This is a genomic window from Marinomonas sp. G8-14 (assembly GCF_055808935.1).
Window position 1 is genome coordinate 3794103 of record NZ_CM147891.1, and the last position, 23291, is coordinate 3817393.

26 protein-coding genes and 1 pseudogene are annotated in these 23291 nt (G+C 43.1%); 16 read left to right on the top strand and 11 right to left on the bottom strand.

The genetic code is table 11. The features are described 5' to 3' along the window. Window positions 1-18 precede the first annotated feature (18 nt). From AC0L6V_RS19310 to AC0L6V_RS19340, 7 genes and pseudogenes are all read left to right on the top strand, one after another. The gene (locus AC0L6V_RS19310; protein ID WP_265219973.1) at window positions 19-1485 is read left to right on the top strand and encodes a TonB-dependent receptor; all 1467 of its coding nucleotides are present in this window, start codon (window positions 19-21) and stop codon (window positions 1483-1485) included. Window positions 1486-1516: 31 nt separating this feature from the next. Continuing rightward, complete coding sequence (locus AC0L6V_RS19315) at window positions 1517-2032, top strand: TonB-dependent receptor domain-containing protein (protein ID WP_265219974.1); 516 nt, start codon at window positions 1517-1519, stop codon at window positions 2030-2032. 13 nt (window positions 2033-2045) lie between these two features. After that, window positions 2046-3074 (top strand): class I SAM-dependent methyltransferase, encoded by a 1029-nt coding sequence (locus AC0L6V_RS19320; protein ID WP_409418939.1) that lies wholly within the window; start codon window positions 2046-2048, stop codon window positions 3072-3074. Next, window positions 3074-3598: an MFS transporter gene (locus tag AC0L6V_RS19325; RefSeq protein WP_418139100.1), complete on the top strand. Its 525-nt coding sequence runs from the start codon at window positions 3074-3076 to the stop codon at window positions 3596-3598. The genes AC0L6V_RS19320 and AC0L6V_RS19325 overlap by 1 nt, the downstream gene beginning before the upstream one ends. Then, complete coding sequence (locus AC0L6V_RS19330) at window positions 3546-4307, top strand: MFS transporter (protein ID WP_265219977.1); 762 nt, start codon at window positions 3546-3548, stop codon at window positions 4305-4307. The genes AC0L6V_RS19325 and AC0L6V_RS19330 overlap by 53 nt, the downstream gene beginning before the upstream one ends. After that, on the top strand, window positions 4304-4582 hold the full coding sequence (locus AC0L6V_RS19335; protein WP_265219978.1) for a putative antibiotic biosynthesis monooxygenase: 279 nt from the start codon (window positions 4304-4306) through the stop codon (window positions 4580-4582). The genes AC0L6V_RS19330 and AC0L6V_RS19335 overlap by 4 nt, the downstream gene beginning before the upstream one ends. Window positions 4583-4744: 162 nt before the next feature. Next, window positions 4745-6062: pseudogene (locus AC0L6V_RS19340) on the top strand (methyl-accepting chemotaxis protein). 86 nt (window positions 6063-6148) lie between these two features. Here AC0L6V_RS19340 and AC0L6V_RS19345 read toward each other — a convergent pair. Next, complete coding sequence (locus AC0L6V_RS19345; RefSeq protein WP_265219981.1) at window positions 6149-7267, bottom strand: PA0069 family radical SAM protein; 1119 nt, start codon at window positions 7265-7267, stop codon at window positions 6149-6151. A 166-nt stretch (window positions 7268-7433) separates the two neighbouring features. Here AC0L6V_RS19345 and AC0L6V_RS19350 point away from each other — a divergent pair, with 166 nt between their 5' ends. Together AC0L6V_RS19350 and AC0L6V_RS19355 are read left to right on the top strand one after the other, a co-directional pair. Then, complete coding sequence (locus AC0L6V_RS19350; RefSeq protein ID WP_418138516.1) at window positions 7434-7907, top strand: AraC family ligand binding domain-containing protein; 474 nt, start codon at window positions 7434-7436, stop codon at window positions 7905-7907. Next, window positions 7891-8196 (top strand): helix-turn-helix transcriptional regulator, encoded by a 306-nt coding sequence (locus tag AC0L6V_RS19355; protein ID WP_418138517.1) that lies wholly within the window; start codon window positions 7891-7893, stop codon window positions 8194-8196. Before AC0L6V_RS19350 ends, AC0L6V_RS19355 begins: the two co-directional genes overlap by 17 nt. Before the next feature lie 23 nt (window positions 8197-8219). On the opposite strand, the gene leuA is transcribed toward AC0L6V_RS19355, so the two are convergent. The 5 genes from leuA to pspF form a co-directional block, all read right to left on the bottom strand. Beyond that, complete coding sequence (gene leuA / locus AC0L6V_RS19360) at window positions 8220-9896, bottom strand: 2-isopropylmalate synthase (protein ID WP_265219984.1); 1677 nt, start codon at window positions 9894-9896, stop codon at window positions 8220-8222. A 120-nt stretch (window positions 9897-10016) separates the two neighbouring features. Then, window positions 10017-11075 carry a FecCD family ABC transporter permease gene (locus AC0L6V_RS19365; protein ID WP_409418942.1) on the bottom strand — a complete coding sequence of 353 codons (1059 nt, stop codon included), beginning with the start codon at window positions 11073-11075 and terminating at the stop codon, window positions 10017-10019. Between the two features lie 40 nt (window positions 11076-11115). Beyond that, window positions 11116-12054: an ABC transporter substrate-binding protein gene (locus AC0L6V_RS19370; protein ID WP_418138518.1), complete on the bottom strand. Its 939-nt coding sequence runs from the start codon at window positions 12052-12054 to the stop codon at window positions 11116-11118. Between the two features lie 12 nt (window positions 12055-12066). Further along, window positions 12067-12918: an ABC transporter ATP-binding protein gene (locus tag AC0L6V_RS19375; RefSeq protein ID WP_265219988.1), complete on the bottom strand. Its 852-nt coding sequence runs from the start codon at window positions 12916-12918 to the stop codon at window positions 12067-12069. Window positions 12919-13151: 233 nt separating this feature from the next. After that, window positions 13152-14162, bottom strand: coding sequence for a phage shock protein operon transcriptional activator (pspF, locus tag AC0L6V_RS19380; RefSeq protein WP_265219989.1), 1011 nt, complete (start codon window positions 14160-14162; stop codon window positions 13152-13154). A 215-nt stretch (window positions 14163-14377) separates the two neighbouring features. Here pspF and pspA point away from each other — a divergent pair, with 215 nt between their 5' ends. The 4 genes from pspA to AC0L6V_RS19400 all read left to right on the top strand — a co-directional run bounded on the left by pspA (window position 14378) and on the right by AC0L6V_RS19400 (window position 17180). After that, window positions 14378-15049: a phage shock protein PspA gene (gene pspA / locus AC0L6V_RS19385; protein ID WP_265219990.1), complete on the top strand. Its 672-nt coding sequence runs from the start codon at window positions 14378-14380 to the stop codon at window positions 15047-15049. Between the two features lie 37 nt (window positions 15050-15086). Beyond that, window positions 15087-15335 carry an envelope stress response membrane protein PspB gene (pspB, locus tag AC0L6V_RS19390; RefSeq protein WP_265219991.1) on the top strand — a complete coding sequence of 83 codons (249 nt, stop codon included), beginning with the start codon at window positions 15087-15089 and terminating at the stop codon, window positions 15333-15335. Between the two features lie 48 nt (window positions 15336-15383). Then, entirely contained in the window at window positions 15384-15833 is a 450-nt protein-coding gene (pspC, locus tag AC0L6V_RS19395) for an envelope stress response membrane protein PspC (protein ID WP_409418944.1), read from the top strand. A 237-nt stretch (window positions 15834-16070) separates the two neighbouring features. Next, on the top strand, window positions 16071-17180 hold the full coding sequence (locus AC0L6V_RS19400) for an MbnH family di-heme enzyme (protein WP_409418945.1): 1110 nt from the start codon (window positions 16071-16073) through the stop codon (window positions 17178-17180). An 82-nt stretch (window positions 17181-17262) separates the two neighbouring features. Here AC0L6V_RS19400 and AC0L6V_RS19405 read toward each other — a convergent pair whose 3' ends face one another. The 3 genes from AC0L6V_RS19405 to AC0L6V_RS19415 form a co-directional block, all read right to left on the bottom strand. After that, window positions 17263-18060 (bottom strand): methyl-accepting chemotaxis protein, encoded by a 798-nt coding sequence (locus AC0L6V_RS19405; RefSeq protein WP_265219993.1) that lies wholly within the window; start codon window positions 18058-18060, stop codon window positions 17263-17265. Window positions 18061-18106: 46 nt separating this feature from the next. Beyond that, window positions 18107-18859 (bottom strand): methyl-accepting chemotaxis protein, encoded by a 753-nt coding sequence (locus AC0L6V_RS19410; RefSeq protein ID WP_265219994.1) that lies wholly within the window; start codon window positions 18857-18859, stop codon window positions 18107-18109. A 276-nt stretch (window positions 18860-19135) separates the two neighbouring features. Beyond that, complete coding sequence (locus AC0L6V_RS19415) at window positions 19136-19747, bottom strand: glutathione S-transferase family protein (protein ID WP_265219995.1); 612 nt, start codon at window positions 19745-19747, stop codon at window positions 19136-19138. 217 nt (window positions 19748-19964) lie between these two features. On the opposite strand from AC0L6V_RS19415, the gene AC0L6V_RS19420 reads away from it, so the two are divergent. Beyond that, window positions 19965-20552 carry a DJ-1/PfpI family protein gene (locus tag AC0L6V_RS19420; RefSeq protein ID WP_265219996.1) on the top strand — a complete coding sequence of 196 codons (588 nt, stop codon included), beginning with the start codon at window positions 19965-19967 and terminating at the stop codon, window positions 20550-20552. Between the two features lie 336 nt (window positions 20553-20888). Continuing rightward, the gene (locus AC0L6V_RS19425; RefSeq protein ID WP_473482122.1) at window positions 20889-21308 is read left to right on the top strand and encodes a Dps family protein; all 420 of its coding nucleotides are present in this window, start codon (window positions 20889-20891) and stop codon (window positions 21306-21308) included. Between the two features lie 88 nt (window positions 21309-21396). On the opposite strand, the gene AC0L6V_RS19430 is transcribed toward AC0L6V_RS19425, so the two are convergent. Continuing rightward, window positions 21397-21687 carry a putative quinol monooxygenase gene (locus tag AC0L6V_RS19430; protein WP_265219997.1) on the bottom strand — a complete coding sequence of 97 codons (291 nt, stop codon included), beginning with the start codon at window positions 21685-21687 and terminating at the stop codon, window positions 21397-21399. Between the two features lie 9 nt (window positions 21688-21696). Then, on the bottom strand, window positions 21697-22575 hold the full coding sequence (locus tag AC0L6V_RS19435; RefSeq protein ID WP_265219998.1) for a DMT family transporter: 879 nt from the start codon (window positions 22573-22575) through the stop codon (window positions 21697-21699). Window positions 22576-22782: 207 nt separating this feature from the next. On the opposite strand from AC0L6V_RS19435, the gene AC0L6V_RS19440 reads away from it, so the two are divergent. Further along, window positions 22783-23244, top strand: a complete 462-nt coding sequence (locus tag AC0L6V_RS19440) for an Lrp/AsnC family transcriptional regulator (RefSeq protein ID WP_265219999.1) — start codon at window positions 22783-22785, stop codon at window positions 23242-23244. Window positions 23245-23291: the final 47 nt, after the last annotated feature.

Here is a 23291-nt window from a genome sequence, read left to right on the forward strand (position 1 = left end):
CGAGAAAGAGAGAGTGAGATGAAACAAAAAAAATTATCCAGTATTGAGTTACTGATAGGGGTTTTGGCAATACTTCCTGTATCTATTCTTGCTCAAGAAGGTACAGAACAAGAACGTATGGTTTTGTTACCTGAGTTGAAGATAACAGCGGATAAGAAGCAGCAAGTTTTATCAAAAACAGCATCGCATGCCACTGTCTACGATACCGAAGTATTGCTGCAAGATGGCATAGATAGTTTAGCTAAATTGGAAGGACGAGTCGCAGGCTTGAGCTTTCAACCCTTTGGGCAGTCTGGTATTAATTCTCCGGTAATTAGGGGCTTGACGGCAAATTTTAATGCGCTATCTAGTTCTACTTTGCTCATGGTTGATGGTGTCCCTACGTTAACCGCTCAGGGGTTCGAAAATAATCTTGTTGATATCAATCGGGTTGAGGTGCTGCGTGGCCCACAATCAACAGCGTATGGTCGCAATGCTGAAGTTGGTGTGATTTCTATCTTTAGTAACGATCTAATCGGTGAAGACAAGACAATATTGGGCGTTGAAGTTGGCAGCCGAGATAAACAAAGGGTGCAGCTTTCAACTAGCCAGACCTTGGTTGAAGATGAGATCTATATCAGCTTGTCAGGGGAGTTTCTTCAACAAGATGGTTTTATTGATAACGTCACGACGGGAAGCAAGGCGGATGATAAAGAACGGCAGAACTTAAACGCAGGGTTACGTTGGTTAATCTCTGACAAAACAGATGTAATTGTTCGTTATCGCCGACAAGCCTATGACGATGGTGCGATGTTATGGGGTTCACCTAGTGGAAAACGGGCCACGGTAGCATCAGCAACGGATAGCTGGAATCATTCTGTGGGTCAAACCTTCTCGATTAATGCCAATCATGAATTGTCATCAGGTATGCGTTTTAATTCGGTTACGGCCTATAACGATTATAGAGATAAAGTACAGCAAGATACGGATTTTCAACCAGCAGAAAACACTTATATTGGTCGAGATCATCATCTTCGGACCTTATCCCAAGAGTTTCGTCTAGAGGGAAACTTAGGCGAGGCAGACTGGTTATTCGGTGCTTATTTAGAACGCCAAGATCATGATTTGCGTACACTTTCCAAAACTTTTTTAGGTTTAAGTGATTTACAAGCCCAGCAAACGGGCAATTCCTATGCGCTTTTTACTAATTGGACAATGCCGATCAGCTCGGATCTTTCTGTCGTCGCGGGTATTCGAGCTGCGCGAGATGAGGTAAAGCTTAATCCTTCTATGGCACAAGAAAAGTCTGAAAGCTGGACAGATCTAACGCCTCAGTTAACCCTAAAGTACAACATAAATACTGATCATATGTTGTACGCCAGCTATGCAGAGGGGATTCGCTCTGGTGGTTTTAATACTGTTTCTCCAGCCGTTAATTATTCATCTTATGATCCAGAAAAAAACCAAAGTTTTGAGGCTCGGGTTAAAGGGCGATCTATCAGATAAACCGCTACGTTACACCCTGTCTGCTTATCATATGGATATAAAAAATATGCAAGTTAGTCAGATGCCAACCGTCGGTTTGATCTATTTGACTAATGCGGCTGATGCCACTTCAGATGGTTTGGAAGCATCACTTGAATATTACTTCAATGAAAACTGGAGTACAGAGATTGGTGTGGCTTGGAATAAAACACGATTCGATCATTTTATTGATGGTAACAATGACTATTCAGGTAATCGAAATCCTTTTGCTCCTGAAATGAATGGCCATTTATCGCTGCGTTATGAGGATGTAGGTGGCTGGTCTGTGGCAGCTAGTTTAGTTGGAAGCAGCGCGGTCTATCTTGATGCAGCGAACAAGTATCAACAAAAGGGGTATGAAGTTGTCAATGTCTCCGCGAGTTATCCACTGACGGATAAGGCGTCTTTATCAGCGTATGTTAATAATCTGCAAGATCGTCAATTTGATGCTGTTGGTTATCAAAATGGCTATGTGACGGTTTACAGCCCGCCAAGAGAATACGGTGTGAAATTTACTTTGGAACTTTAACGGAGATAGGGATATGACTCAATTGGATTATCATGAATTACAAACGTTTTGGGATCTTGCTGGTTCTCAAGTGAAGATGAAAGCGCTTGAAGTGGCATTATCTCGATCTTTGTTTGATGTATTGCTAGAGCCTTGCTCGATAGAAGAAATAGCCCATAAATTGGCGATGCCATCCACTAATATCAAAGGATGGCTAGATCTCTTATGGAGTATGGGCTGTATTGATAAGGTCACAGATAATCAATACGTAGCGAGTGCGTTAGCAAAACGTTATATGACCAGTACATCATCAATGGATTGTTCACAAGCTTTGCAATTTCGCTTTCAAACGTTAAGGCGCTTTACTGAACAATTTGAAGCACTGCTGTATGTGTCAAAGAACAATACCGCTTTATCTTCAGCGATGGCGCCATTGTGGGCAAAAGCGGCTAAGGCACAGATTTTTCAAGAGCAGCGAGCAGTAACTGTGCCAGCACTCGATCGTATCCTTGGTCGTGTGCTAAACGTGACTATTGCTGAAGAAACACCACTGCATTTTTTAGATTTAGGTGGTGGACCTGGGTTGGTTGCTCTGTCACTTGCACGACGTTTTCCTAACTCCACAGGCGTGTTATTTGATTTCCCTGAAACGGCGAACATAGCTTATCAAAATGTTATGGCAGAGGGGTTGGAGCACCGTATTGACGTTCAGTCAGGTGATTTGAATACGCAATCACCAACTGGGCGATTTGATTTGATTTGGTGTTCTTCTGTATTGCATTTCATAGAGGATGCTAATGGGGCGATAAAACGCATTTCAGCGTTACTTAAGCCCAATGGCTTTTTACTGATTCTTCATGCCGAGCAAACCGCTGAAAAGAAACAGTGTGAAGGTGTTTTACCCTTTTATTTACCTATGGTTATGAAAGGCAACTATCTACCAAAGCAAGGTGAAATTGCTGCGTTGTTAGATCAAAACGGGTTAGAGGTCATACAAACAGAAGACGTAATAGACTTCCCAATGGCCCCTGTGAGGCTTTACTGCGGGAGAAAAACATTGTGATGACATCCCCTTACTTTTATCTTCATTGGGTCATTGGGTGGTGTAATTTTACTCTGACAATGACATCAATTTATCTCTATCTTGGAGTGCCATTGATGATGAGAGAGTATGGCTGGAGTGGTACAGAAATTGGCTTGTTTCAAATTTCTGGTCTACCGGTTGTTCTGAAATTCTTAATGGCATCGCCGATCGATCTTTTCCGCTTTCGGCAATCTAACTACTTTAAGTGGAGTGTGTTACTTGGTGGGGGCTTTCTATGTTGTTTGATGGTGTTGTCTATTTTAAATATTGAAATAACAACATTTAAGACACTATTTATTGTTGCCGTGTGTACCACCTTGATAACTTCTTGGTTGGATGTCCCCATTAACGCATTTGCTATTCAGCGTTTCCCCGAAGTTGAACGCCCTAAAACGGGCGCTATACGTTCTGCTGTGACGGCATTAGCGTCGGTTGTTGGTGGTGAGGCTCATGTTATTGGTGTACGCTCGTTTGGGTTGGGCGTGGCCTTTTTATATCTTTAGCCTCATGGCTTTACTTTGCGGTGTTTTGTTGTATATAGCCCATGTACGTTATCCGATGATAGACAGTGAACGTTTTCATTCAGAAAATGCCTCAATAGTTACATCATTACAGTCGCTTTTTGCCATCTGGAAAGGCTATTTTCAACGATCCGATATGGTGATGTGGAACATTATCCTTGTGCTTTACTTTCCTTTTATTGGTGCTGCTTGGCTGTATCTTAAACCGGTTATGTTAGACCTAGGGCTAAGCATAGATAACATTGCATGGATTGCTAGTTGCAGTGGTGTGTTCGCCGCGCTCTCAGGCTTTTTCTATAGCCTTTGTATTGCTGGTCTATCGCCTTATCGAGCCTTATTTATCTTCTCTGTGGTGAATGTGATTGCATTGTTAGGCATGTGCTTTGCCGTCTCTCTGGAGTGGTCCGATTGGCGTCTTATATGTGCTGTTTTTATTGTGGCAATCGCGCTTGGCCTCTCATCTGGTGTGTTGTTTGGCTTGATTATGATTCACAGCCGTCCACATTTTTCTGCCAGCGATTATGGCTTACAGACCAGCTTGTTTTCTTTATCTCGTATTTTGGTACCTATTTCTGCTGGCATAATTCTCGACCTAGTGGGGTATGTTGGTATGTTTTCCTGGCTTGTTGCTGGGGCATTGGTGGTTTGCGGCTTGTCATTTTATTGGATGTTTAAAAAGGAAAAATCATGATAAACGATAACAATAGTCAATTAGACTCATTGGTGCTTAATGAACCGACAGGGCAAGAGTTAATGAAAGTTGCCCCTAAAAAATGGAAGATGATGTTACTCGTTTGGGTATCTATCTATCCACTATTGAATATTTTTTTCCCGTTATTAACCCCTTATATAAGTGATTTTTCTTTACCTATTAGACTATTGATTATGACGATCATTATAGTACCGATTATGAGTGTTATTTTGGCAAGCTTGCAAAAACGGTTCTTTTTCTGGTTGCGTAGATAGAATAAAGGGGGAGTTATGTACAAGCTTAATGAAAGTACATAATATTTTTGTACATATAAAGCGATGTTTTCTTTATGCTACAAAAAATTTTATCGCGTTTGGGCAAAGCATCCGCTACTCTTTTTAATAAAGTCGAATTGAGATACTTAAAGGAAGAAGCAAATGCTATTTGGCAACAACAAATTATTGACCAGAATTACTGAGTTAGAAAAAGAGCTTGCCTCTTTTCAAGAAACTCAGGCTGATCTTAGACAAGAAATGTTGTATTTCTCTATGACCCTAGAAGGAAAAATAGTAGATGCAAACTCGCTTTTCATAAAGTCCTGTGGATTTGAGAAAGCAGAATTAAAAGGCAAAAATATTAAAGACTTGATACTTAAAAAGTCTTTAGAAAAAGAGCATTGCCAAAAAATGTTGTCTGCGATTAGCGAGAAAAAGCACTGGCATGGCGCTTTACAGCTAGAGACCAAAAAAGGTCAAGAAGCATGGTATCGTTCGATTATCCAGCCAAGAAAACAAGCAGAAGATGGGCGCGTGATATTAGAAGTCTACTCTGCTGAGCTTACGCGAACGATTTCTCAATCTAAAGAAGTTGAAGACATGTTAGCTGCATTGAACCGCTCGTCTGCAGTGATCGAATTTAGTCTAGATGGCATCATCTTAAATGCTAACGACAACTTCCTTAAAAGTATGGGGTATTCAAAAAGCCAAATTATTGGTAAACATCACAAAATGTTTTGTGATTCGAAAGAAGTTGAGTCTTCAAAATATCAGGATTTTTGGCGTCAACTTAGGTCGGGTAAATTTGTTTCTGAACGTTTCAAACGTTTTGATAGCCATGGAAATGCGGTGTGGTTGGAAGCTTCATATAACCCAATACACGATGAAAGTGGCGAGTTATATAAAGTTGTTAAATTCGCGACGGTTATTACCGAGCAAATGAATCGAGAGTTCGCTATTTCGGAAACCTCTGAGATCGCCTATGACATCTCCAAGAAAAGTGATGCGGACGCTATTACAGGTAAAAAAGTCATCGAGTCGACGATTCAGACCATGGATGAACTTTCAGTGCAAATGAGTAGTGCTAGCAAAGGAATAATCGAGCCTCAATACTCAGTCATTAAAAGTGGCTGCTTTGGTAGAAAGTATCCGCGGTATTGCAGATCAGACCAACTTGCTTGCTCTGAACGCTGCAATAGAAGCGGCGCGAGCAGGCGAGCAAGGCCGAGGCTTCGCTGTGGTGGCTGATGAAGTTAGACAACTTGCTTCTAGAACAAGCTCTGCCACCGAAGAAATTATCAAGGTGGTTGGGGAAAATAAAAACCTCACAGAAAAAGCTGTATCTCTTATTGAAGAAAGCATGGATAAAGCTCATAAGGCATTAGACCTTTCTACCGAAGCGGGTAATGTGATGAATGATATTCAGATCGGTGCAAGACAAGTCGTTGATGCGGTGGGCCAATTTAACAACAAACTATAGTTGTTCTTGAAACAAAGACTCGACATTCAAATTCCCTAAGAGTTTTGCTCTTAGGGAATTTTGCGTTAAGCAGACTGCTTAAGTTACTAAAACAACGCCATCTGATCGCCTTCCTTTGGTGGAACGGCAAAATGGCGGCAATCGAGATAGCTCAGTCTGTTGTCATCCAATCCATATTTGCGTCGCGCTACGTGAAAGCGTTGGTTAATCAAATCTGCAAAGATGCCTTCACCTGTCATGCGCTTGCCAAATTGACTGTTGTAGAGTTTGCCACCACGCATGTCCATAATACGTTGTAAAACGTGTTCGGCTCGATCTGGGTAATGCTGGTGGAGCCAATCCGAAAACAAAGGCGCAACCTCGTGAGGCAAACGCAACATAATGTAATTGATGGATTGTGCGCCGACCTCAGAGCAAGCAGCGACGATTTCTTCTAGCTCGTTATCGTTGATAAAAGGAATCACGGGTGCAACCAAAACCGATACAGGAATCCCAGCATCACGTAAGGTTTTAATGACTTGTAAACGTGTTTTTCCAGACGCTGTTCTGGGTTCCAAAATACGCTTTAAATCGTTATTGAGCGTCGTCACACTGATCGCTACATGAATAAGCTTTTTTGCTGCCATTTGAGTGAGTAAATCTATATCTCTGAGTATCAAGGTGCTTTTGGTTATTAGCGAGATTGGCTGATGATGCGCCAAGGCGATTTCCAATAATTGACGAGTGATCTTGAGCTGTTTTTCAATCGGCTGATAAGCATCGGTATTAATACCTAATGCAATGGGTTCACATCGATAGTTTGGGTGCGCCAGTTCTTCTTCAAACAAAAATGCCGCATTGGTTTTGGCAACCAGCTTGGTCTCAAAATCCAACCCTGGCGACAAATCTAAATACGCATGAGTAGGGCGAGCAAAGCAATATACACAGCCATGCTCGCAGCCTTTATAAGGATTCACCGACAGGCGAAAAGGAATATCAGGAGACGAATTGCGACTAATAATGCTTTTGGCGCGTTCATGACGAACTTCCGTCTTGGGCGATGATGTTTCCAGCAAAGCAATCGCTTCGTCGTTTTCATCTACTTCTACCAGCGTAATAGCAAAGCGCCCCGCCATATTATTGGCTGTGCCGCGCCCCTTGATAGGATGATTGAAAGGAGATTTTTCGCCTTTTTGATCGCTGTTATTGATAAAAGAAGTAGACATAAAAACACCTGAAAATACTGTATGTATAAACAGTATTTTGGTCGTTAGATTTCAATAAAGCAAGCTTGTTATTGTGGAGTGTTAAGTTTGTTCGCGTAGTGTGTTGAGATCTGCTTATTGATAGGTACACTCAATTGAATGATCGATGGGTTTCTAGGAGAACTGCGTGTTGTTTCAAAACAATTATTTACCAAATAGTGTTGTGGCTTACGCACAAGATTATGAACACGGTAAATTTGAGCCTTATCATGCTCATAACTGCGCACAGCTGATTCACACACTAAGTGGTGTGATACGTGTAGAGACTCGTTTGGGTAGTTGGGTGATTCCTCCAAATCGGGGAATGTGGATTCCTGCAGGAATTGAACACAGTCTTTATATGACCGGTTTGGTAAAAGTGAGAACGCTATTTATTGACCCTCTTGCTCGGGCCGATTTGCCCCATGATTGCTCTGTCATTGACGTATCCATGTTGTTAAAGGCACTTATTATTGAAGCGTTAGAGCTTCCTAAAGAAATTGTTTCAGGAGGTCGTGATGAGCGAATTATTGAATTGATTTTGGACGAATTACGTCGATTATCGAGCGTGTCTTTCTATGTGCCATTGCCGAGGCTCTGCTGCTTTGGTTTCTTTGTGTGATCATGTCAGTCAACGCATTGCTCATGATTGGACAAATGCCGATGGTGCTCATATTTTGGGCATAAGCGAGCGTTCTGTCACTCGAAAGTTCCAGCAAGAAATGTCGCTAACATTTGCAGAATGGCTGCGTAGGAAGCGTTTATTATTGGCTCTGGAGTATCTTGCCAGCGGAAAAAGCGTCTTAGATACCGCGATTCTGATTGGTTACGATAGTCCCAGTGCTTTTAGTGCGATGTTTAAAAGTCGAGTCGGCGTTTCACCGACTGACTATTTACTGCAATCTCAATAGACGTAATGAAAGTTACCGTCTCGCTAAGCTTCTTTGTATAAAGGATGGCAAGCGTTGATTAGTGCCTGTAGCGAGGCCTTAGTCAAATCTTCATTAATAGCAACGCCAAAACTTGGTGTAACCTGATCTGACTCAATTTGAACATAGCTCACCGCTTTGCTTTTCGTCTGTTGCCCTAAAGTGTGTTCATGAAAGTCACTGATGTTTATCTGCCAGTTAAAACGCTTTCTTAACGCATCAAGCATGGCGGACAACAATCCTTTGCCTTCGCCAACCAGTTGCCATGTTTTTTCCTGGTAGCGTAAGGTAGCGCGAATTTCCTGTAATCCGTTTGAGCTATGGCTGCGATAAGTCATTAATGTCATTTGGCCTTTGTCATCTGAGTTCAGCCTGTAGGATTCTCTGAATAAACGCCAAACATCGGCTAGAGGCATTTCGTGACCAGTTTGATCCGTATGATTTTTGACTTTTTTGCTAAAGTCTATTTGTAGTTTGCGTGGTAAAAACAGTCCATGATTTTCCTGTAATAACCAAGCAGCACCGCTTTTGCCAGATTGGCTATTTACTCGAATGACTTCTTCATAAGAGCAGCCAATATCTTTCGGGTCTAATGGTAAATAAGGGATTTGCCAAACAGTCGACGAGGTTAATTTTTGTGCGGCAAAGCCTTTTTTGATCGCATCTTGGTGTGAACCTGAAAACGCCGTAAAAGCCAATGAGCCAGCATAAGGATGCCGAGGATGAACGGGAAGTTCATTGCACTCTTCGACCAACTCCACTGTGCGGCGCATGTCTGAAAAATCCAAATTAGGATGAACTCCTTGGCTATAAAGATTCATCGCTAAGGTGACGAGATCCACATTGCCAGTTCGTTCTCCATTACCAAATAAACAGCCTTCAACTCTCTCTGCACCAGCGAGTATCGCCATTTCTGCTGTGGCAACGCCTGTGCCTCTGTCGTTGTGAGGGTGCACGCTGATGGTAATGTGTTCTAGAGAAGAAAAAGACGTCATGAAATATTCAATTTGATCTGCAAACACATTGGGCGTGTTTACTTCTACCGTAGTTGGTAGGTTCAAAATCATCGGGCGTTCTTGGCTTGGCTGCCATGTTTTTTTCACTGCTTCGCACACTTCTAAGGCAAAGTCAGGTTCGGTAAAACAAAAGGTTTCTGGCGAATATTGAAGAGTCCACTGAGTATCTGGATTTTGCTCGCATAATTGGCGAATGTGTTTAACGCCTTGCACGGCTAATTCAAGGGTTGCTGTTTTGTCTTGGCAAAAGACGACTTCTCGGAAGATCGGCGCGGTAGCATTGTAAATATGCACGATGGCTCTTTTAGCTCCCACAAGAGCCTCTATGGTGCGCTCAATCAAATCCATACGAGACTGTGTCATGACTTGAATCGTCACGTTGTCAGGAATGTGATTGCCTTCAATTAATAATCGAACAAAGTCAAAATCCGTTTGCGACGCGGCAGGAAAGGCGACTTCGATTTCTTTAAAACCACATTCAATTAAATGCTTAAAGAAAGCCATTTTCTTCACGTGATCCATCGGATTAGCAAGCGCTTGATTGCCGTCGCGTAAGTCTGTTGAGCACCAACGAGGCGGAGCCTTCAACTGCTTTGAAGGCCAAGTGCGGGCTGGAAAATCGATAATTTGAGCAGGGCGATATTTTATAGAAGGCTGGGTTAGCATGATATTTTCTCTTTAGCATTAGACATTGAATCCTTATGCTAAAGAGAAGTTTTTTGTCTGTCTGAGCTGTAATTGACAACTATCGTCGCAAAATGGACAGAGCCATCTAGAAAATGCAGATTATATCGAGACGTTACGTTTTTGTCGCATCAGGAAGACAAAGGCGATACCGCCAACGAGTCCTGTGATGATGCCTATGGGCATGTCTTCAGGGGGAATAAGAACTCTGGAAGCAATGTCAGCAGTAACTAGAAAAAGAGCGCCTATCAAAGCCGACAAAGGTAAGACTTTGCGGTAATCGCCACCAACCAGTAAACGCACAATGTGCGGCACCATCAGGCCGACAAAGCCGATGACACCAGAAAACGCAACCGCCGCGCCAGTCAGTAGCGCGCAGACAACAATCACAATTAGACGGAATCGCTCGACCGGAACCCCTAATGTGCTGGCGCTTTCATCGCCAAGAGTCATGGCATTAAGATAACGAGCGTTGTAGATCAGATAGCCGGAACCGAGTAAGAGCGTTACTAGCGGAAACCAAAGCTGTCCCCATTGCGCCAGTCCTAAGCCGCCGAGCATCCAGAAAATCACCGTATGAGACGAGCGATGATCGCCCATAAAGATGAATAAATTCCCCAAGGCCGTGAGTACAAAGGCCACGGCCACGCCTGCTAGAATCAATCGACCTGCACTGTGCGCCGACGAAAAGTTCGCTACCGCCAAGACCAGAAACATGGCAAACAAAGCACCCAGAAAAGCAAAGACAGGTACGGTGACAACGCCAAGAATCATGCCTGTATGCAACAGTGCGATAATCGCGCCCAGTGCCGCGCCAGATGACACGCCTAACAAATGCGGATCCGCCAGAGGATTACGAGTGACGGATTGCAACGCGGCTCCGACAATGGCTAAGGCGGAGCCCACCATGGCGGCTAGCAAGGTGCGCGGTAAACGCACGGCCCAGATAATATTCTCGCGTCCCATCGACCAGTTTGGCGGTGTATTGGTGATCGATAATTTGTGACCAATCACACTCCACACGGTGGACTGGTTAATAGGCACAGACCCAACACCAATCGCCACGCCCATTAATAACAACAGCAAAATGCTCAGCAAAATTAACAGTGCGGGCAGGGGAACGCGCCCCATGATGGTGAGTTGTTTATTGGTAGATTTCATAACGCCGTTCTAAAAGCCTCGGCTAAGCGTTTGATCGCATTTATGTTGCGAGGACCGGTGTGGCCTCGACGTATTCTAATACCACGAAGTGATTGTTTTTCACTGCTGGAATGTTTTTAAAAGCTGGGTTGCTGCGCAAGAAGTTGATCTTTTGCTCTGCGGTAACGTCGCCATAATTAACGATAATAATAAACTCTGGTGCTCGGTCAATAACGGCTTCCCAGCCAATTTGAGTCCAGCTTTTTTGCACGTCGTCGACGATGTTTTTGCCGCCTGCGGCTTCGATCAAGGCGGTCGGCATACCGAAGCGACCGGAGGTAAAGGGTTGTTCTTCACCGGAATCGTAAACAAAGACTTTCGGTGCTGTTTTTAATGGCGCTAGATCAGCTTGGAAATTCTCAAGGTCTTGTTGATAACCTTTTACCAAGGATTGGGCTTGCTCTTCTTTACCAAAAATACGACCTAGGTTGAGCAAATCTACATAAAGGTCATTCATGGAGACTTTCGGTTTGTCCATGATATGAATGCAGCTTTCAGTCAATTCGTATACCTTGATGCCAAGGGGCGCCAAGGTATCAGGCGTAACGCCACCACCCACTCGCATACCGTAGTTCCAGCCCGCAAAATAAAAGTCCGCATCAGCACCCAAAAGCACTTCTTTACTGGGGTATTTAGGTGACAGTTCAGGTAATTCGCCGATGCCATTACGCAATGTTGGATCTAAGGTTTTCCAGCCAGATACGCCAGTAAAGCCGACCATATGATCTTGCAGGCCAAGGGCCAGCATCATCTCGGTTAAGTTGACGTCGTTTGATACGGCCGCTTTTGGTGCTTGATTAAAGGTAACTTGGCGGTCACAGCTTTGTACGGTGACAGGGTACTCAGAGGCACTCGCTAAGCCTGTGTGTAAAAAACCTAACAATGCGCCACTAACGAGTAATGATGTGTGTTTGATGTTTGTAGTAACACTCGTTGTCATGAATTTGTCCTGTTAATCATTGATATAAAAAGAGAATCTTGGGCGTTGTGTAATGGGATGCTCATCAATGATGGTGTCCACATCAAATACTTGTTTTATGCGTTGCTGGGTAAAAACGTCATTAGCCGGTGCACAGGCCTGCATTTCACCATTTTGCATCACTAGTACTCGATCAGCATAAGCGGAGGCGAGGGCTAAATCGTGTAAAGAAACAATAATGGTACAAGGCAGTTTTGACAGTAAAGTGAGGACATCAAGTTGGTGGCGAATGTCTAGATGATTGGTTGGCTCGTCGAGAACCAATACATCAGGGCGTTGTGCTAGGGCTCTGGCGATCATCACTCGTTGACGCTCGCCGCCGGACAAAGAACCAAAAGAGCGTTCAGCTAAATGCGCGGCATCAACCAAAGTTAGTGCGCTTTCGACGATCTGGAAATCTTGGTCGGAGCGGCCCCACACAAGGGACTTTGGCGTTAGGCCGATTTCCACCATTTCAAAAACGCTTAGGCCAAATTCGCCGCCAGTGTCTTGTAAAACCGTCGCGATACGTTGAGCGCATTGGCGTGGCGACAAAGACCAAATGTCTTTGTCATCGAGTAAAACCGTTCCGCTACTTGGTTTATTAGTGCGGTAAAGACAGCGCAATAGACTGGTTTTTCCTGATCCGTTAGGTCCGACAATGGCCAGAAACTCACCTGCATGAACTTCGATCGTGATGGGTTTTAGCAATGGCTTGTTACGGTAAGGAGACCACGCAACGTCCTTCAGCTGTATGCTGGCAGGCTGGCAGTCGGCAAAAAACGAGTAAGATGAATCGTCTTTATGATCGTGGTTCTTGGCCGTTAAGGCGGTTGGGTTAATCAAGGTGAATCAATGTCCGTCATTGGTTTGTTATAATGTAACATTATATCGCATTTTCATCACTTACTCTTTCTCTGCAATGGCGAAAAAACCACAGAGTAGAATTTTGATGGGATAAAGCACGAACTATACGGAAGCACGTCGAGCGCAACAAGGCTTGTTGACTGGTGAATTTTCATCTTCACATGTGTGAATTGAATACAGTGAAACAAGATTTTTTTCAAATAACTAAGAGGTTATTTGAGCTTTTTGAACAAACCTCTAAATTGATCATAAGTGAGTCCCAATGATTGCGCGGCGAGTCGTTGGTTGTGTTGATTTTCATTAAGAGCTTGCAGAATTAAGTATTGTTGCAGTTGAAAGGTCTGCTCTTTCAAGCCCAAAGAAGAATTAAGGGAAAAGCCAGTCGACTTTGATTCTATGGTTTCTGTCTGTACGGCGTGTTTATTGATGAGGCTGTCGCTTGCTTCTTCATTTGCACGAGTAAAAGGATTGATTACGATTTTATCGACAGGGTCGGCTTGGAAGCCGCAGCGATAAACCGAGCGTTCAATGACGTTTTTTAGTTCTCGGATGTTGCCTGGCCAATCATAATTTTTTAATGACGTTAGGGCTTCAGGACTAAACCCTTGGAAATATTCCCAGCCCAGCTCTGTGCTAAGTTTCATGGCAAAAAAATTGGCTAACTCTTCTATGTCTTCTTTTCTATCCCGTAATGGCGGGACTTGAATGACATCAAAGGTAAGGCGGTCGAGTAGGTCTGCGCGAAATACACCTTGTTCACTCAGATCCTGCAAATCGGCGTTTGTTGCCGCGACAATGCGAACGTCAACTCGTTGAGTTTTTGCACTGCCAAGGCGTTCAAACTCACCATATTCAATTAGCCGTAACAGTTTCTCTTGTACTCGTAATGACATGGTGCCAAGTTCGTCGAGGAATAAGGTGCCGCCGTCTGCACGTTCGAAGCGACCTTGATATCCTTTGGTAGCGCCAGTAAAAGCCCCTGCTTCATGACCAAACAATTCACTTTCCATCAAGCTGTTACTAATAGCGGCGCAGTTGACGCTAATAAAAGGTTGGTCCCAACGCGGTGATAAATAATGTAATCGTTCTGCAATGAGTTCTTTGCCGCTGCCTCGTTCACCACAAATTAAGATAGGTCGATTAATTTCCGCTAGAACTGAGGCATGATCAAGTGCATCAGCCAGTGCTTGAGAGCTACCAATGACTCTTTGGTTATTTTTCATAAGCGTATCGATTGTTCTTAATGTGGTTGGTTTAATTTGCCAAAATTGTGTGGTTTAAAATACCAATAAATAGTTTTTTTCGCCACTAAAGGTTGGGGTGATAGCGCTATAAAATAAATAATATCTTAATAATCATTGGCTTACTGATTTTGGCACGAATGCTGTAGTAGCAAGAGAGGAAAGTCATTAATTGCATAGGAAACAGGAGATAAATTATGGGTATTTTTTCAAGAATGACGGACATTATTAATAGCAACTTAACCTCGTTGTTGGATAAAGCCGAAGACCCCAAAAAAATGATCCGAATGATGATTCAAGAGATGGAAGAAACATTAGTGGAAGTACGTTCTAGTTCTGCTCGTGTGATTGCCGATCGTAAAACCACAGGGCGACGTTTGGAGCGTATGCGCAGCGAAGCCACAGAGTGGGAAAGCAAAGCCATGTTGGCAATCAATAAAGGGCGTGAAGACCTAGCTAGAGCAGCGTTGTCAGAAAAACAACAGATAGAAAAAGATGCGGATGCGATTGAGGAAGAATTGTCTGCTTTGGATGAACACCTTGAGCATTTGAATGAAGAAGTCGGGCAGCTACAAATCAAATTGAATGATGCCAAAGCCAAACAAAAAGCCATGCTGTTACGCCAATCCAGTGTAGAAAGCCGTATACGCGTAAAACGCCAGAATCATAAAGAAGCGCTAGATGATGCTTTTGAGAAATTTGAACGCTTTGAACGTCGTGTTGATAGCTTAGAAGGTCAACTTGAATCTATGGATATCGGCATGCAACCAAAAGCAGATTTGAAGTCACAAATTGACGCTTTGGCAGAAAATGACGATATCAATGATGAGTTGGCTCGTTTGAAAGAGAAAATGATTAAGACCAACTAAGCTGAATTTGTGTCAGTGTGTAAAAAGGAATTGTGCTATGAGTATGGCTGTATTTTTGTTTGTTCCCACCATCATTTTTATGTCGATAGTGGCGCCTATCTGGTTGCTATTGCATTACCGAAGTAAGAACCGTGCTGTAAAAGGGTTGGGTGAAGGTGATAAGCGCGAATTAGAGTCTTTATTAATGCAGGCGGATAAATTGACCGATCGCGTACAAGCATTAGAAAAAATTTTAGATGTGGAAAGTCCTGATTGGCGTAATAGAGATAATGATGAATACCGATGATCTTCGGGTGGTTTGTTCACAAAAGATTAGCTCGGTAAGAGGAATGCAATGATGAAAGATAAAATAAAGGAAAGTATCAGAGCCAAAAAGTCTCATGGTTGGGATTTGAATTTATATCGTAATAAAGAAAAAGGTTATTTTGGGGGCGTGTGTGCCGGCCTAGCAGACCATTTTGATGTGGATACATGGGTCGTTCGCCTTTTTACCTTTGGCGGTTTTTTATTTCTCGGCAGCTTTGTAGTGATTGCTTATATCGCGCTGTGGTGGTTTTTGGATGTTCGACCAAGTGGCGAGAACGGGTACGAATATGAATACGATGAGCGTCAACAAAGTTACCGACCAAAGAAAATGTTCAAGTACGCTGATAGTGCTAACTTAAGATTGCGTCGTGCTAAAGAAAAATTGGATGATGCAACAAGGCGAGTGTCCGAAATAGAACGACATGTTACATCTAAAAAATTCGATCTAGATCGTGAATTCTCAAAACTTAGGGACTAATCTTTAATTTATGACATAGGGAGGATTTGCCATGCAGATAAACGTTTCTTTTTTTCTCTTGTTGTTGGGAAATGTATGCCTATATTTGGATGCGGTCTTCGCTTTTGTATTGGCTGTGGCGATGGATTGCCTGCTAGTTTTGTTATTGAATATTCCTGTTGCTGTTAGTTTATATAGCCTAGGGCGCTTATTATCAAAGCGGCTTTATATTTGAAACAAAAATTCTTAGGAGATGTGGTGAAGGTTAAATGTGGCTATTTCTCATTCCACGTTGAGCATCTTGCTTTGGGATTGATATTGTTGACTTGTATTTCTTGGAGTCATGCTGGTGAGTACACCTGGAGACTGCCTGAATGGATGGTCCCTCCACCAGTACCTGCTGAGAACCCTATGACGGCTGAGAAAGTCACACTCGGCCAGCGTCTCTTTTATGATGCCAATTTGTCTGGGCCGGGCTATATGTCTTGCTCTACTTGTCATATGCCTGAACATTCATTTTCAGAGCAAAGACCTGTTTCTGTTGGTGTTACAGGACAGTTTCATAGCCGGAATGCCATGGCGATTGTGAATGTGGCCTATATGAAAACGCTGACTTGGGCAAACCCTCATGAAGTTCGTTTAGAAGATCAAGCAAAGGTTCCTATCTTTGGTACTCATCCTATTGAAATGGATACCAAGGGCCAAGAAGGTAAAGTAATTTTGTTTTTACAGCGAGATCCTATTTATCCAGATTTATTTCAAAAAGCATTTCCTAATCAAAATCCCCCAATTAGCTTCGATACCATTACTAAAGCGTTAGCTTCCTTTGAACGCACTTTAATAAGCTATCAATCCCCTTACGATGACTACAAGTACAATCACAATGACAGCGCCATGAGTGAGGAGGCGAAACAAGGGGAAGCGTTGTTTATGAGTGACAGAGTTGGGTGTTCTGCTTGTCATTCGGGGGTACATTTTTCCGACGCGACGCAAGCTCCTGTTTTTCATAATACCGGGCTTTATAATCTAGACGGACAAGGTGCGTATCCAGAAGGTAATCAAGGTTTGTATGAACACACAGGAAATGCATTAGATCGAGGACGGTTTAGAACGCCAACCTTGCGCAATATCGCGAAAACCGCCCCTTACATGCATGATGGTTCTATCGCAACATTAGAAGATGTGCTGGATCATTACGCTGCTGGTGGGCGTGCTGCACAGCAAGGTAAAGCGTCTCCTTTGATCTCTGAAAAATTACACCCCTTTGTGTTAACAGAGATTGAAAAACGCCAGTTAATTGCTTTTTTGAATAGCCTGACAGATACGATGTTTATTGAAAATCCGCACTATACGACGCCTTTTAGATAGCGTGAAAAATATAAAGAACCATCGAAATGATGAAGTTGATCGTCATATTTCGATGGTTTTAATATTTCAATTTTCATAAGTATTATACAGTGAAACGCTTTACTTGTCCGGCTAGCTCATTTGAATTGGTTAGGGTCTCATGAACAGAATGGCTGATACGTTTGGATATATTCATTACCTCTTTAGACATTGCAGATAGATTGGATAGGTTTTCATTGATTTCATCCGTCACCTTACTTTGCTCTTCCGTGGCGCTGGCGGTTTGGGCTGTAAAATCATAAATGCGCCCTGCTGATGTTTTTACAATCGCGATAGAATTCATGGTTTTGTGGGATAGCTCCACACTGACTTGTGTCATCTCGACACTTTCTTTAATGGAGGAAACCGCGTTGCGAACCCCAGATTGTAGATCGTTTATCATGAATTGAATGTCTTCGGTTGACGCTTGGGTTTTACTGGCGAGGTTGCGCACCTCATCGGCGACAACAGCAAATCCACGACCCTGTTCGCCCGCTCTTGCGGCTTCTATTGCCGCGTTTAGGGCCAATAAATTGGTTTGTTCCGAAATGCTTAGAATGACATCTAAGACTGAAGCGATACGATCTGAGCGGTCAGATAGTTGATTGATGACTATGGCAGCTTGCTGGATTTGTGTTGAAAGGCGGTCTAACTGTGCAATGCCATTATCCAGTTGCATGACGCCCTTGTCGGCTGAGCGGTTTAATTCTTCCACTTCAGCTACTGTATTAGCGGCATTTTGCGCGACTTCTCGAGTGGCGCCGCCCATTTCCTCAACTGCCGTGACGATGAATTCAAGTGCTTGGTTTTGCCGTTCGCTAAGGTTTGCAGATGATGAAGCCGACTCACCTAAGTGAGACATTTCTTGACGTATGTGCTCACAGCCATAACGTACTTGCCCAATTAAACTACCAAGACGGGCGACAAAACTGTCGAGTCTCGCGGCTTAATTCACCTGTTTCATCTAGTTTGGTGCTGTTAATACGGCGGGTTAAATCGCCGTCGCCAGAGCTTATTTGTCGAACTCCAAAGGTGACTTGTTTAATGGCTCTGGAAATATTGCGTGGCGCAAACCAAGCCAGCGAGATGCTGAGCAGTAGAACGCCTATAGCCAATACACCAACTATGAGCTTGAAGCGATTGGTGTATTCGTTGATTGTCTGTCTTTCAAGGGTGGCATATTTGCCAATAAGACCTTCAGATTCATCATACAAGCTGCGTAAGTTGATGAAAGCGGTTTGGTTCTCATCGATAAACCGCATCATGGCGACATCATTATTTTGGTCCATTATCTCTGTCGTGTTGGAGAACCAATGCTGGTAAGTGGCTTCAAACTTTGCCAATAAGTTGGTGATTTCAGTGATATCCCCTGTGAGCAGTCTAAATTGCTGCATTCGATCAAAGGCTTGCTGTGCATTGAGTAATACGTCCTCTTTTGACTGCGCTTCATGAGCAAAAAGAAACGTCGATAGCGCTAAGCGTGACTGGTACAAATCCCTATCAGCGTTCTGAATTAACGACGCGCCAGAAGCGTACTTGCCCATGCTATTTTGTAAATAATGAACCAATGCCTCGGTTGAGATCACAACCACTAAAAAGATCAGTGCTAAACCGCCAAACGCGAGAGTATAGCGGCCTCGAATGGTACGAAATATCTTCATGAAATAATCCTTGATAAAACAATGTTTGATAATCAAATATTGATAACTTCTTCCGTGCTATACAGCGGTCTTTATATCTAGGAACTACATGGATAAGACAATAGCGTCGTTTATAAAAATGGCACTCAGGGTTGAAATGTGCAAGTAGTTAGGAAAACAATTTGAAGTGTTTTTTTTAAGCAAAATATAATGGGAAAAAACAAGGTTTAACTAGGTGGCATCCACACGTTTAGACGTCATACGTGTTGTGCATAAGCGTATGGATGTAACGTGGCATCAGCTGTGTGTAATCGGAATAAACCAATCCACCGCTTCAATCTGTTTAATCCAGCGTTGAATATTAGGATACTCAGACAATTGATAAGCGCCGCCTTCTTCCGCCACATGGGTGTAAGGAAACAAGCAAATATCCGCTAGCGTGATGGTGTCTCCGACTAAGTACGTTTGCGTGGCTAACGTCTCTTCCATTTGTTTTAACGCCGCGCAACCTTGTTGAATGCGATCTGGCAACATTAGTTGTTTTAGCTCTGTCATAGCGTTGTGAGTTAACCAAAAACGCGGCGAAGCAATGTTAGGTTCATGGCTGTATTGTTCCCAGAATAACCATTTATAGACTTTAGCTCTCAGGATTGGGTCGATCGGTAACAAGGCAGATTTGTGTTGTTCTGCAAGATACAGAAGTACTGCGTTGCTCTCGCTCAAGCATTGTCCATCATCTAATTCCAATACCGGAATTTTACCGTTTGGATTCATCGCCAAGAAGGATTCTGTGTGCGTTTCTCCTTTGGTAATGTCATATTGTTTCAATGTTATTTTCTGGCCTAAACAAGCGCATAACAAACGGATTTTATAGCCGTTTCCAGAGGGTAAAAAATCGTGCAGAATCATAAATCTTTCCTTTTTAGTTGATAGTCTGATATTGCGCCAAGCAAGCAGCAGAAAAAAGCCAATTAAATTGATGGCAGGCATAACGAATTTTGATAAATGGAAGAAGGTTAGAGAGCCCCAGATGGAAGCGGTGATTGGGTGATAATGGCGTATAGTGTGTTTTAATGAGAAAAATTTGCCTATACATTGAGTGTGTCTTTTCAAAGGAGTCTAACGTATGAATGTCGGTATTTATCTTTATGATAAAGCGGAAGTATTGGATTTCTCCGGCCCATTTGAGGTGTTTACAACCGCTTCACGTGTTTGCCAAAACGATACACCGTTTAATGTGTTTCTAATCGGTGAGTCGGGTGACACCATTGTCGCTAGGGCGGGGTATAAAGTGATGCCGGATTATGGTTTTCACAATCATCCTCAGATTGATGTCTTTATCGTCGTGGGTGGTGATCACACTGAAGAAATTCACAAACCTAAGGTGATCAGCTGGATTCATCAACAAGCTCAACAAGCCAGTTTGGTTGCGTCTGTTTGCACGGGGGCATTTTTACTTGCAAAAGCGGAGTTATTTCAAGGGCAACAAGTGACTACCCATTGGGAGGACATTGCGGATTTAAGGGCGCAATTTCCAACGTTGGATGTGGTGGACGGTGTGCGTTGGGTGGATGCTGGTGATGTGGTCATGTCTGCGGGTATTTCGGCAGGCATCGATATGAGTTTGCATCTTGTGAGTCGGCTTCATAGCCTTTCACTCGCTGAAAAAACCGCGCGACAGATGGATTTTGATTGGACAAAAAATGCTGTTTAGGCGCTTGTGTATGGTAAGAAAAATACCGCCTTTGGCTTCATATATGAACATTTTATTCTAAGAGAATAATCATTTTCTTCCCTTATTATCTCCTTGTTTCCTAGAAATTCGTGGGTTTCGAAGCGGATTGTTTTACTGTAATAATATAAATACGCCAGCACAGGTGATCATCCCAGCATCGTGTGCAATACTGGCAAAGCTTGAAATAAATGATGCACTGCAGTTCGTTGTATTCTGCAGTGGTCATGAAGGAGTTATCACAATTTTAAATATGAGGTAATAACATGACCGACATCGATATAGGAATAAGCAAAAGAAATAGAGCGGAGATTTCTGATGGGACTCAAGCGTCTTTTAGCGGATACTTATACTTTGTATCTGCAAACACATAATTTTCATTGGAACATTACGGGTCCTCAATTTCGCGAATTGCATTTAATGTTTGAAGAGCACTATCAAGAGCTAGCGCTTGCTGTTGATGATATTGCAGAACGTATTCGCACTTTGGACGTTGCGGCGCCAGGTACCTACAAAGCCTTTGCTGAATTGAGCTCCATTAAGGAAGTCGATGGGGTGCCAACTTCGGCTGAGATGGTAAAATATTTAACCAAAGGGCATGAGCAAGTTGTCAAAACCGCACGAAAAGTATTGAAAGTAGCGCAAGAGGCTGATGACGAATCTACCGCGTCTTTGGTCTCTGATCGTATGCGAGTGCATGAAAAAACGGCATGGATGCTAAGAGCGACCCAAGCTTAGCATTCATTAAGTGATTAAGCCTTGAGGCTTAAAGCGATAGATTTACAACTCATCTTTAAAACCAGCGTTGTTACTCGGCGCTGGTTTTTTATTGCTCAACGGAATGATCTGTGATGCTATAAAATCGTTCAATATTTTTTGTCACTTCACCCCAATAAGATGCTTTCACTCTGGTTTGATGCCTCTCAAATGCGGCTCTGTCAGTGAATTCTTCATACACCTCAAAGCGCTGTGGATTGCCGCTGTCCTGAGTGACCTTAAACGTCATACAGCCCGCCTCGGCTTGGGTCAGCGCAATGTGGTTTGGCAGTTCTGCTAACACTGAATCGAGATCTTCTGTTGGCACTTCAATATGGCCGCTGAGGGTTACTTTTGACATGATTTTTTCCTATTTTACTTTTTCGCTCTTATGTCGTGAAAAGGCCCAATTAAATTTCACCGCACTCGCTGCCAGTAATATCAGTATGACACCAAGTATTTGCGTTAGGCTAACGTGTGTAGAAAAGGCAAAGTGGTCGACGAACAAAGCCGTGATCGGATAAATAAACGACAGCAAGGCAATCAAGCTGGTGGGTAATTTTTGAAAGCTGTCGTACATAATAATGTACATAAACCCTGTGAGAACGGCACCGAGAATCAAGAGATCGATCCACTGACTGGTTTGCGTCGGTAAATTGTCAAAATCGGCAAAGGGTAGGAGCATAAAAACACCCACGATAACCTGTATCAACGCCACAAAAGTGGAGGGCACTTGGCTGACTTTTTTCGTCACAAGCGTGGTCACGGTATAAAGTAGTGCGGCTCCCAAAGCGAGTAATAAGCCAAATAATGCAGAAGAGCCGTCGCTGCTTGCTTCACCTGAGAAGAGTGCGCTTATCTCGTTCAGATCCAGTTCTACGATTAAAAACAGTCCGATAAACGCCAAGGCGAGCCAAAACAATAAGCTGCCAGACAGCTTCTCTTTGGTGATTAACGCACCTGTTAGTACTAAAAATAACGGCTGCATATGGTAAGCCACAGTGGCGATAGAGAAGGGAATGTAATTGAACGAGGCAAACAGAAATATCCAGTTACCTACTAAAGTAATGCCGCCCAAAATAATCATCAACAAGACGCTAGGCTGGAAGTATTCTCGACGAATGAATCCCGCATAATAAGCATAGCCACCTAGAACAATCGCCCCGATGACGCAGCGGAAAAACACCACATTCCAAAAAGCTTGACCTGAACTGATAACAAAATAGCCGATGGTGCCAGACAGTATCATGGCTAGAATGAGGCTCGATACTGCCGATAGTATTGCTGGAACGATTCATTGCCGACTCCTCGTAGTGTCCTCTGATTTAAAGCGCTCCGGTGAGTACCTTTTAAAGAGGAAGTGTTCTATGGTGGATAGAATAAAGCTGAAAGCCTGACTTTGGCAGATACAAAAAGAGATAAATACAGCAAAGTACTGTATGTATCGGAGGTGAAAATGCGAAATAACCTTAAAAAAGAAGAATGTGTTTTAGATGGCATTGATACAAAGTTAATTGAACTGCTTTACGCGAATGCACGAACACCAGTAAGCGAGTTGGCTCGTACTGTTGGAATGACCGCCCCCAGCGTTAATGAACGACTCAAGCGATTAGAAGAAAGTGGCGTGATTTCTGGCTATCGAGTGGAAGTGAACCCTAAAGTGCTTGGATATAGTTTAATGGCGATTGTGCGTATGCGTCAGCTCCCTGGTAAATTAAAAGCCTTAGAGGCCTTGATTCGCTCGATTCCTGAGTTTGTCGAATGTGACAAAGTCACAGGGGAAGACTGCTACGTGGCACGCTTGTATTTAAAGAATATCAGTGAGCTTGACCCAATTCTAGACCGAGTATCTGAGTTGGCGGACACCAATACCGCGATTGTGAAATCTACGCCAGTGACTCGACGTTTGTTGGTGTGAGGTGTGTTGTTAGTGTACAAAAAAAGGTAGAATTCCGAATTATTATC

Coding starts and splice junctions, on each gene's coding strand:
- AC0L6V_RS19310 (WP_265219973.1), top strand. CDS start 19: ATGAAACAAAAAAAATTATCCAGTATTGAGTTACTGATAGGGGTTTTG.
- AC0L6V_RS19315 (WP_265219974.1), top strand. CDS start 1,517: ATGGATATAAAAAATATGCAAGTTAGTCAGATGCCAACCGTCGGTTTG.
- AC0L6V_RS19320 (WP_409418939.1), top strand. CDS start 2,046: ATGACTCAATTGGATTATCATGAATTACAAACGTTTTGGGATCTTGCT.
- AC0L6V_RS19325 (WP_418139100.1), top strand. CDS start 3,074: ATGACATCCCCTTACTTTTATCTTCATTGGGTCATTGGGTGGTGTAAT.
- AC0L6V_RS19330 (WP_265219977.1), top strand. CDS start 3,546: ATGTTATTGGTGTACGCTCGTTTGGGTTGGGCGTGGCCTTTTTATATC.
- AC0L6V_RS19335 (WP_265219978.1), top strand. CDS start 4,304: ATGATAAACGATAACAATAGTCAATTAGACTCATTGGTGCTTAATGAA.
- AC0L6V_RS19345 (WP_265219981.1), bottom strand. CDS start 7,267: ATGTCTACTTCTTTTATCAATAACAGCGATCAAAAAGGCGAAAAATCT.
- leuA (WP_265219984.1), bottom strand. CDS start 9,896: ATGCTAACCCAGCCTTCTATAAAATATCGCCCTGCTCAAATTATCGAT.
- AC0L6V_RS19365 (WP_409418942.1), bottom strand. CDS start 11,075: ATGAAATCTACCAATAAACAACTCACCATCATGGGGCGCGTTCCCCTG.
- AC0L6V_RS19370 (WP_418138518.1), bottom strand. CDS start 12,054: ATGACAACGAGTGTTACTACAAACATCAAACACACATCATTACTCGTT.
- pspF (WP_265219989.1), bottom strand. CDS start 14,162: ATGAAAAATAACCAAAGAGTCATTGGTAGCTCTCAAGCACTGGCTGAT.
- pspA (WP_265219990.1), top strand. CDS start 14,378: ATGGGTATTTTTTCAAGAATGACGGACATTATTAATAGCAACTTAACC.
- pspB (WP_265219991.1), top strand. CDS start 15,087: ATGAGTATGGCTGTATTTTTGTTTGTTCCCACCATCATTTTTATGTCG.
- pspC (WP_409418944.1), top strand. CDS start 15,384: ATGATGAAAGATAAAATAAAGGAAAGTATCAGAGCCAAAAAGTCTCAT.
- AC0L6V_RS19405 (WP_265219993.1), bottom strand. CDS start 18,060: ATGTCTCACTTAGGTGAGTCGGCTTCATCATCTGCAAACCTTAGCGAA.
- AC0L6V_RS19410 (WP_265219994.1), bottom strand. CDS start 18,859: ATGAAGATATTTCGTACCATTCGAGGCCGCTATACTCTCGCGTTTGGC.
- AC0L6V_RS19415 (WP_265219995.1), bottom strand. CDS start 19,747: ATGATTCTGCACGATTTTTTACCCTCTGGAAACGGCTATAAAATCCGT.
- AC0L6V_RS19420 (WP_265219996.1), top strand. CDS start 19,965: ATGAATGTCGGTATTTATCTTTATGATAAAGCGGAAGTATTGGATTTC.
- AC0L6V_RS19425 (WP_473482122.1), top strand. CDS start 20,889: ATGGGACTCAAGCGTCTTTTAGCGGATACTTATACTTTGTATCTGCAA.
- AC0L6V_RS19430 (WP_265219997.1), bottom strand. CDS start 21,687: ATGTCAAAAGTAACCCTCAGCGGCCATATTGAAGTGCCAACAGAAGAT.
- AC0L6V_RS19435 (WP_265219998.1), bottom strand. CDS start 22,575: ATGATACTGTCTGGCACCATCGGCTATTTTGTTATCAGTTCAGGTCAA.
- AC0L6V_RS19440 (WP_265219999.1), top strand. CDS start 22,783: ATGCGAAATAACCTTAAAAAAGAAGAATGTGTTTTAGATGGCATTGAT.